An 8,284-nucleotide genomic window follows, 5' to 3' on the forward strand; every position below is an offset into this window, starting at 1 on the left:
GGAGGATGAGGAATTAAAAAAATCAGCATGAACTTTCAACTTTTTGTGTCCAAAGTATTGACATAGGTCCAATTGCTCACTCGCAATGGTATTCCGTGTTTGATTGTGACTACAATGATTTATTGTGTTTTTAATAAAGCCCATCATAGTGAACGAATAATGGAAGAAAACATCCCTAAACCCAATATTCCCTGCCTTAAAAAGTCTGAGGAGATTAATCCGTTCATTCAGATACTGCATTTCTTGATCCATGTACTGCGTAAGTTCACTTTCGCACATACAATCCTTGTCAGTTATTACAATATGTTGGGTTGTTTCAAAACTTGGTCCTTCTATCTGGAAAGTATCAGTCTTTTTCAGACAGATAAAGAATATGTTTTCACCTTCAACGATACGAGAGCCGAAGTAGTCAGTATCTAAATAGCCTTGACCATTAGTTATCTTATCCTAAAAAGATAATGTATCAAGATTACACTTTTCAATAGAATACCCTTTTCCTAAAACCAGACCGCACAAGCTTTCATCGCAACACATGATAATACCTGAAATGGACACATTTACATCAATCATACTACCTCTCCTTAGCGAATTTTGTAAATTGATTTGCTCCACCGCCTTGCCGGATTCTTATCTATCGAATCCAATTATAACACATTTGGTAGTTTGCTTCAAGACAAGTCAAAACAGGTTGCTTAAACATAATCCATAATCAAAACACAGGGAGGATGCTACTTGGCTGTTCCTCCCCTTTTCTATGCCCTTTTTACATACCGGGAAAGGGGGCATGACAATGAATTTATTTGAAGCGGTCAAGGATGCCGTACCAACGATAGCAGCGGCGGAGCATTATGGAATCGAGGTCAAACGCAACGGCATGGCCTGCTGTCCGTTCCATGATGACAGGACGCCCAGCATGAAAGTGGATAAGCGGTTCCACTGCTTCGGCTGTCAGGAGGACGGGGATGTGATCGACTTTGTGGGAAAGCTGTTCGGCCTCTCCCCCAAGAGAGCCGCCGAGAAGCTGGCGGCGGATTTTGGGGTGAGGTATGAGGGCCTGCAAGCGTGGCAGCCCCAAAGGAGGCCGTCCGTCATTTCCAAGTTGGCGGCAGCGCAGGAATACCGCAAAAAGGAGAACCGTTGCGGAACTCCGAAAGCATCATGGCGATTGTGATAACGACCAGGATTGCGTCCGTCAGAGCGATTGCCAGCCATACGCCCCGGATGCCCATGCCGCCCACCATCGGCAACACTACACACAAAGGGATAAACAGGATGATCTGTCTAAACAGCACCAGCCAAGTGGCTTTGCTTGCCTTGCCCAGTGACTGGAACAGCGTCACAGCAATCAGAAAGCTGCCTTGCAGGATGTAGGTGCTGAACATGATGCGGAAGTTAGTTGCTCCCGAAGCTGCTACCCCCGGCGTTGTAATGAACATGGAAGGCACTTTGTCCGGGAACAACTCTGCCGGGATATAGAACAGCAGAGACAGAACCGTGGCGGCAGTGATAAATACGCCTGTCAGCTTCTTCACCCGGTCGTAATCCTTTGCACCATAGTTTGTACCGGCGGCGGGCTGAAATCCCTGACTGATGCCCCACAACGGCACAAACGAAAAGTTCCAGAAGAAGGAGGTATCCATATGGACCGTAATTTTCACGATTTCCACCGCGGCGAGGTCTATTACGCCGACTTGAACCCGGTGATCGGTCATGAGCAGGGAGGACTGCTACATATGCGGCAGCTACAAAAAGCGCACGGCAGACTGTACGGCGCACTTTATCCGCACCGACCTCTTGACCGAGGGAGTGACCGAGAATTTACGGAAAGTCACCAGCTACGCCGCCAAGCACGAAGCCCGGTTTATGAAGCTGTTGACCGAGCAGACCGAGGACGGGAGCAAACGCCGGAACGCCGCCAAGAAGAAAGAACTGGAAGCGGCAGAAAAACGGATTGCGGAACTCTCCGCTATCTTCAAGCGGCTGTATGAGGACAGCGTGGCGGGGCGCATATCGGACGAGCGTTTCACGGAACTTTCGGCAGACTACGAAGCCGAGCAAAAGGAACTGAAAGAGAAAGCCGCCGTTCTGCAGGGCGAGCTTTCAAGGACACTGGAAGCCACGGCAAACGCTGAAAAGTTTATGAAAGTAGTCCGCAAGTACACCAGCTTTGAGGAACTCACCCCTACCCTGTTACGGGAGTTTGTGGAGAAAATCGTTATCCACGAATCGGAAGCCCTTGACGGGAAACGCCGGGGGAAGCTCCGCAGACAGGAAATCGAAATCTATTACTCTTTTGTCGGCAAGGTAGAGTTGCCCGACTAAAGCCCGACCCGTCCGGCAGTCAGCCGGACAGGGAACGGCAAAATTTTTTACACTTCTTTTACTTCTTTATCTCACATGAGCAAAATCACAGGGAATCAAGCACTTCATACCTAAATAGGTGTAACAAAAATATGATTGGCAAAACAACAGGAAATACCGCCAACAGTCAAGATTTGATTGATAAAAGACAATATCTCTGATAGAATAAACAAAACGGATATGGAAAACAGGCAGGAAAAGCACCTGCCGGATAACGGAGGACTGTTATGCGGAAAGTCAGTTATTTACCCTTATGGCATCTGCTCTTGGAACGGGGAATGACCAAGAGCCAGATGCGCATTGAAGCGGGGCTTACCACGAATGTGCTTGCCAACATGAACAAAGGGCAGCACATTTCTATGGAATCGCTCATACGGATATGTGATGTGCTGGACTGTGAACTGAAGGACGTGGTGGAACTGGTAAAAACAGAGGAATAATCTCTCACATTTTTGAAAACAGGGAATTGCAGATACCATGCAGTTCCTTTTGTTTTGCAGAAAATCAGTCCTTTTTGCGTTTCTGCCTTGCACTGTTCCGCCGTTTTTTCGCATCAGGCTCCAAGATTTCAGACTGACCGAGTATATCCGCCATATCGTCAATATTCTTTTCAGTCGGCTTGATTTTCAAAAACTGGCTGAATATGTAAGCAAGTTTCTGTTTGGAAGTGCCTGCGAAGCTTTCTGCCTTTTCGATGATTTCTTCAAAATGCTCAGTTACGGTTTTGGGCGGGGCAGAATCAATATCGCCTTTGTGGGCGTTCCTGATGTCCCTGATAATGGTATGCATATCATCATCAATCACATGGGAAAAATACTCATTCAATTCAAGGTGTGATGCTTTTAATACATTTAATTGCAGGTTATATTCATCGGGATTGTGGCGTTTGAGCAATATCTTTCTGCCTGTTTCCACCGCAAGGTTGAGTGACTTGACCTGCATATCGGCAAGACCGTCCACATATATCTCCAAGTCAAGCATGAGCTTTCGGAACTGCTCATGGGTGATAAGTTCTGACAGGAGCAGCGTGTTTAATTTCCGGTCTTTGAGAAGCGACAGGGCGGCGTCGCTCAGGTGCAGGTCGGATATGGAGATATTGCCAAGCTGCCTGTTTTCGGTCATACCAAGCAGATAGTCGGCTGATACTCCGTAGAATTTTGCCAAGTCAAAGATATTCCTGTGGGGTATTTCCTTATAATCATCAGATTCGTAAGAACCAAGCGTGGAAGCCGGAATTTTTGTCTGCTGTGATAGCTGCTCTAAAGTCAGTCCGTTTTCCACACGCAGGTCTTTCAGGCGTTCCTGAATACTTAATTGTGTTTTCATTGATAAATCCTATGTAAAACTAAGGAATTCTTAGGTGGTGTTCTTTATCACCTTAGAATTTCTTTTCACATTTCCTTTCACGAAAAACAGAATATCACATAAAACGACGGATTACTACCATATTTTTCTAGCATGATAGAAATTTTTAGTTTTAGGGCGAATTTCTGACATGATGGATATACGGGAAAGCAGGCTGTTTTGCTGGATAATGGCAGTACAATTAAATGACTGTCCAAGCTGACATATACCGCCAAGACCAATTTTAAAGTAATTTGAGCGCCAATACTGGACGACACAGTGCCGACAAGGGTTGCCTGTCAGGAAACAGCAAGGGGAGAACAGCAGATTTATAAAACCGCCCAATTTGGGGCAGAGAATGGGAACCGGAGAAAGGGGTATGGAATGAAATTATCAAGATATGAACAAGAAATTGTAATCAACTTCAATGCAGATGAGAAGGAAGCAACAGTTTACACAGCTAATCCGGCGTGGGTGCGGAAAATGGATAAGCTGTGCAATGAATTTCCGGAGATAATCCGGTTAAAATCGTGGACAGAAATTAGCAAGACATATGTTCTCCCAAAGAATCTTGTAAAGATAGGGAAACCAAGAACATTGAGTGAAGCACAGCTTAGGCATTTGCGGGAGTTACAAAACAAGGCATAAGATTACGAAAATAATTTGAAATTAAGAAAACCAATCACTTTTCTTCTGCCTGTATTCATTTGGACTCATATGATAATGCTGTTTAAACTTACGGCAAAAATAGCCAGAACTTGAAAATCCCGTTTCTTCTGCAATGGAAGAAACAGATTTTTGAGTGGCATAGAGCTGTTCGGCAGCCTGCGCTAGTCTGTATTGGATGAGATACGCTACCGGAGAAATATGGATACCCGACTGAAAAATGTTTAAAGCCCCACTTTTGCTGATAGATGCAGATGCTGCAATCATTTCAAGAGTAATTTCTTCCATGTAGTGATCATGAATATACTGCATCATAGCTTGTAACCTTGCCTGCTTGTGATTTAAACGATGATTATCGCTAGAACCGGAATCCAAGTCTATATTTTTTAACAATATGTTCCAAAGCTGAAATAGAAGTTGTACTGTACATAATTCATTATCCTGCTCTGTCTCCTGAAGGGTAAAAATTTGTGACAAAAGTTGCAGAGCATTGCTTTCCCATGTTGCGTATGGACTAAAAATCTGATATGGAACAGACGAGTTTATAACAGGTAGGATATACTTTTCGTAAATAAGACTTTTTTCAGGCGCTAACAGGGTTGGTGAAAAAACAATATTTGGGGTATATGTACTGTATTGTGCTTCAAAACGGTGCAGTATACCGCTGTTGACAAATATTCCGTAACCTTTATGCAGTTCTATTTTGCTTGTTCCTACAAGGCAGAGTGCAGTGCCTTCGGCAACAAACAGGAATTCCAGTTCATGATGCCAGTGCCAGTCAATGCGGTGGAAGTCAAATTGCCAAATATTTTCGGGATAGTATGCAAAAGGATAACTATTGTTGCCATGCCGGATGGTTTCTCGCAGTGTTTCATCTGTAGTTATCTTAAAAATGCCCATAGCGTATCTCCTCATTAAAACAAAATAGAATTTGTTATATTATACCATAAATATGTGATTTTGTGCAATGACTGGATATAAATTATGCGATATAATCTCATTCGTTAGGAGGGAATAAAATGGAAAACCAATATAATAAAACAATTACAGCCTGCTTTGTGGGATATATCGTACAGGCTGTAGTCAACAATTTTACACCACTGCTGTTTTTGTTTTTTCAGAAAAGCTATCATATTCCGCTTTCTCAGATTACGTTGCTGGTGACTTTTAATTTTGGAATACAACTGTTGGTTGATCTTCTTTCAGTCGGATTTATAGATAAAATAGGGTATCGTGCATCAATGATTATAGCCCATGTTCTATCAGCGGCAGGTTTAATTCTTCTTACGGTCTTGCCGGAGATTTTACCAGTACCCTTTATCGGAATTTTGATTGCTGTAATGATTTATGCAATTGGTGGTGGACTTTTGGAAGTTCTAGTCAGTCCGGTTGTTGAGGCGTGCCCTTCTGACAATAAGGAGAAGGCAATGAGTATGCTCCATTCTTTTTATTGTTGGGGACATGCCGGAGTCGTACTCATTTCAACATTATTTTTTTATGTGGCTGGTATAGAAAATTGGAAAATTTTAGCTGTTATTTGGGCAGTTATCCCAATTGGAAATGCTTTTGCATTTGCCAAGATTCCAATTGCACCGTTGATTGAGGACGGAGAGTCAGGGCTTGAATTAAAGGATTTGTTTCGGATAAAAGTATTTTGGATCTTGCTGATTATGATGGTATGCGCAGGGGCAAGCGAGCAGGCAGTAAGCCAATGGGCGTCAGCTTTTGCAGAAAAAGGACTTGGGATTTCCAAAGCAGCGGGTGATTTAGCGGGGCCGATGGCGTTTGCAGTTTTAATGGGGTTGTCAAGATTGTTTTATGGTAAGTATGGCGAACGTATTCATTTGGAGCGCTTTATGATTTATAGTAGTTTTTTGTGTATTTTGTCTTATTTGGGAATTTCTCTTTTTTCCATTCCGCTGTTAAACCTGATTTCCTGTGCCGTCTGCGGGCTGTCAGTTGGAATCATGTGGCCGGGAACTTTCAGCAAGGCATCAGCAGCTTTGCCAAAAGGCGGAACAGCCATGTTTGCGTTATTGGCGTTAGGCGGAGATATAGGCTGTTCGGGAGGCCCTACATTGGTTGGAATGGTATCAGGAATATCGGGGGATAACCTAAAGATGGGAATTTTGGCAGGTATTATTTTTCCAGTGCTGCTGCTCATGGGAATTATTCTTTGTAGAAAAACAAAAGGAGAATTCTCATAATATGCAGGGAAAAATATTTATAGAAGAAGGATATGTAGTGAAAAAATAGGTATCAAATAGTTGCCTATCAAAAATATAAAGAGTAAGAGAGGATAAAAAGATGGATTTTTTGAAAAACAGTCCAAAATGGACACGTCAACCGAAGGAGGTACAGATTAGTGAGGGCAAAGTAGTGATTACTACGGAAAGGGGGACTGATTTATGGGCGCGCACTTATTATGGCTTTCAAAATGATAATGCTCCAGTGTTCCAGATTGAAACAACTGATAAGTTTTTTTCCTTTATTGTTAAAACAGAATTTGAGAGTGCCTGCCGTTTTGACCAGTGCGGTGTGGTTATGTATTTAAATAGTGATAACTGGTTTAAGGCATCTATCGAATATGAAGATGAAAAGATACAGCGGTTGGGAAGTGTTGTCACGAATCATGGATATTCTGACTGGGCAACAACAGACATATCCTCTGATATTAAAAGTATGTGGTATCGCTTTTCGCGCAGGAACAGCGACTACTGCATTGAATGTAGTGAGGACGGCATAAATTTCAGGCAGATGCGCATTTTCCATATGTGGGAGGGGGCAGAAAAAATTACATATGGAATATATGCATGCAGCCCGACAGATGGTTCATACAAGGCAACATTTTCTGATATGCAGATTACAGAATGCCGGTGGGAATCAGATGCGGATTGGCGTGACTAATGGAATGTATTAGATTTTTATGTAGAAAAGGGGGCGTTTTGCGATGGAATTTAAATGGCTTAATGAAAGTGCAATTAATAAAACAGGGGATAGGTGGGAGATAACCGCTCCAAAAGAGAGTGACTTTTTTTGCAATAATGGTGCAGTTGGAGAAGAAGGCATTACTCCGGAATCGTTAAGCAATGCACCCTTTTATTATACGGAAATTAACGGGGACTTTGTGATGCGGGTAAAAGTGTCGCTTGACTTCAAAGATACTTATGATTCTTCCTCAATCATGGTCATGCAGGATAGAAAGAATTGGGCGAAAGCCTGTTTTGAACTTACAGATTTCAATACACATGCTGTTGTCAGTGTAGTTACAAAAGAGGAATCTGATGATGCCAATGGTTGTAATATTGAAAATGACTTTGTTTGGTTACAGGCGTGTCGGGTAGGGCAATCGTTTGCCTTTCACTATTCAACGGATGGAGAAAGGTTCTATATGATGAGGTTTTTCAACCTGCCTGCCGAAAAAACCATAAAGGTAGGACTTTTAGCTCAGGCACCGACTGGAAAAGGCGGGATTCGAGTTTATGAAAACCTGACGATAGAGAGTCGGACGGTTAAAAACATACGAATGGGAGAATGAGTGATTTTAGATTTTCTGCATAAAAAGCTGAAGATAAAGCGTCATGTAGTTATCATGTAAATCATATTGTAAAGGCGGGAAAGCGTTTGTTGGAAGAAACCCAATGAACGCTTTTCTGTTTTTTAAAGCAACAATGCACTGCCGTTCCCCGCCAGTCCTGACTTCGTTTCAGATAAATCAATTTTTCAGAAATGGAGGACAGGACATTGATAAACAAAGATAAAAAGGACAGGGTGGTGCGCCAGTTTGTGACATACTTTATCAATGTGGGTAGTGACAACATAAGAATATTTCCCCTCTAAAAGGTAGTGTAAATAAGTTTGTGTTTTTGGAAATAAATGGCTCCTTTTTGGTAAGAATTAGGATATGCAAATT

9 protein-coding genes and 2 pseudogenes are annotated in these 8,284 nt (G+C 42.6%); 7 read left to right on the top strand and 4 right to left on the bottom strand.

The window, feature by feature from the left end; genetic code table 11:
* Window positions 1-447 precede the first annotated feature (447 nt).
* The gene (locus D7Y06_RS27755; RefSeq protein WP_256387248.1) at window positions 448-570 is read right to left on the bottom strand and encodes a hypothetical protein; all 123 of its coding nucleotides are present in this window, start codon (window positions 568-570) and stop codon (window positions 448-450) included.
* Between the two features lie 214 nt (window positions 571-784).
* Between D7Y06_RS27755 and D7Y06_RS22460 the strand changes: the two are divergent.
* Window positions 785-1,141 (top strand): annotated as a pseudogene (locus tag D7Y06_RS22460) (CHC2 zinc finger domain-containing protein); the annotation flags it as partial.
* On the opposite strand, the gene D7Y06_RS22465 reads toward D7Y06_RS22460, so the two are convergent.
* Window positions 1,089-1,712, bottom strand: a complete 624-nt coding sequence (locus D7Y06_RS22465) for an MATE family efflux transporter (RefSeq protein ID WP_330566575.1) — start codon at window positions 1,710-1,712, stop codon at window positions 1,089-1,091. The pseudogene D7Y06_RS22460 and the gene D7Y06_RS22465 overlap by 53 nt on opposite strands.
* 4 nt (window positions 1,713-1,716) lie before the next feature.
* Between D7Y06_RS22465 and D7Y06_RS22470 the strand changes: the two are divergent.
* A pseudogene (locus D7Y06_RS22470) lies at window positions 1,717-2,322 on the top strand (DUF4368 domain-containing protein); the annotation flags it as partial.
* Window positions 2,323-2,588: 266 nt separating this feature from the next.
* Window positions 2,589-2,801: a helix-turn-helix domain-containing protein gene (locus tag D7Y06_RS22475; RefSeq protein ID WP_120409800.1), complete on the top strand. Its 213-nt coding sequence runs from the start codon at window positions 2,589-2,591 to the stop codon at window positions 2,799-2,801.
* Between the two features lie 64 nt (window positions 2,802-2,865).
* Here the strand turns inward: D7Y06_RS22475 and D7Y06_RS22480 are convergent, their stop codons facing one another.
* The gene (locus tag D7Y06_RS22480) at window positions 2,866-3,687 is read right to left on the bottom strand and encodes a helix-turn-helix domain-containing protein (protein WP_120409801.1); all 822 of its coding nucleotides are present in this window, start codon (window positions 3,685-3,687) and stop codon (window positions 2,866-2,868) included.
* A 297-nt stretch (window positions 3,688-3,984) separates the two neighbouring features.
* On the opposite strand from D7Y06_RS22480, the gene D7Y06_RS22485 reads away from it, so the two are divergent.
* Complete coding sequence (locus tag D7Y06_RS22485) at window positions 3,985-4,353, top strand: hypothetical protein (RefSeq protein ID WP_243119458.1); 369 nt, start codon at window positions 3,985-3,987, stop codon at window positions 4,351-4,353.
* Window positions 4,354-4,374: 21 nt separating this feature from the next.
* Here D7Y06_RS22485 and D7Y06_RS22490 read toward each other — a convergent pair whose 3' ends face one another.
* A complete protein-coding gene (locus D7Y06_RS22490) occupies window positions 4,375-5,271 on the bottom strand; it encodes an AraC family transcriptional regulator (RefSeq protein WP_199714833.1) in 897 nt (298 codons plus the stop codon).
* A 119-nt stretch (window positions 5,272-5,390) separates the two neighbouring features.
* Here D7Y06_RS22490 and D7Y06_RS22495 point away from each other — a divergent pair, with 119 nt between their 5' ends.
* The 3 genes from D7Y06_RS22495 (at window position 5,391) to D7Y06_RS22505 (ending at window position 7,909) form a co-directional block, all read left to right on the top strand.
* Window positions 5,391-6,578, top strand: coding sequence for an MFS transporter (locus tag D7Y06_RS22495; protein WP_120409803.1), 1,188 nt, complete (start codon window positions 5,391-5,393; stop codon window positions 6,576-6,578).
* Window positions 6,579-6,678: 100 nt separating this feature from the next.
* Complete coding sequence (locus D7Y06_RS22500; RefSeq protein WP_120409804.1) at window positions 6,679-7,278, top strand: DUF1349 domain-containing protein; 600 nt, start codon at window positions 6,679-6,681, stop codon at window positions 7,276-7,278.
* Between the two features lie 43 nt (window positions 7,279-7,321).
* Entirely contained in the window at window positions 7,322-7,909 is a 588-nt protein-coding gene (locus tag D7Y06_RS22505; RefSeq protein ID WP_120409805.1) for a DUF1349 domain-containing protein, read from the top strand.
* Window positions 7,910-8,284: the final 375 nt, after the last annotated feature.

The organism is Roseburia sp. 1XD42-69 (assembly GCF_003612565.1).
GTDB lineage: Bacteria > Bacillota > Clostridia > Lachnospirales > Lachnospiraceae > Roseburia_B.

Coding starts and splice junctions, on each gene's coding strand:
- D7Y06_RS27755 (WP_256387248.1), bottom strand. CDS start 570: ATGATTGATGTAAATGTGTCCATTTCAGGTATTATCATGTGTTGCGAT.
- D7Y06_RS22465 (WP_330566575.1), bottom strand. CDS start 1,712: ATGACCGATCACCGGGTTCAAGTCGGCGTAATAGACCTCGCCGCGGTG.
- D7Y06_RS22475 (WP_120409800.1), top strand. CDS start 2,589: ATGCGGAAAGTCAGTTATTTACCCTTATGGCATCTGCTCTTGGAACGG.
- D7Y06_RS22480 (WP_120409801.1), bottom strand. CDS start 3,687: ATGAAAACACAATTAAGTATTCAGGAACGCCTGAAAGACCTGCGTGTG.
- D7Y06_RS22490 (WP_199714833.1), bottom strand. CDS start 5,271: ATGGGCATTTTTAAGATAACTACAGATGAAACACTGCGAGAAACCATC.
- D7Y06_RS22495 (WP_120409803.1), top strand. CDS start 5,391: ATGGAAAACCAATATAATAAAACAATTACAGCCTGCTTTGTGGGATAT.
- D7Y06_RS22500 (WP_120409804.1), top strand. CDS start 6,679: ATGGATTTTTTGAAAAACAGTCCAAAATGGACACGTCAACCGAAGGAG.
- D7Y06_RS22505 (WP_120409805.1), top strand. CDS start 7,322: ATGGAATTTAAATGGCTTAATGAAAGTGCAATTAATAAAACAGGGGAT.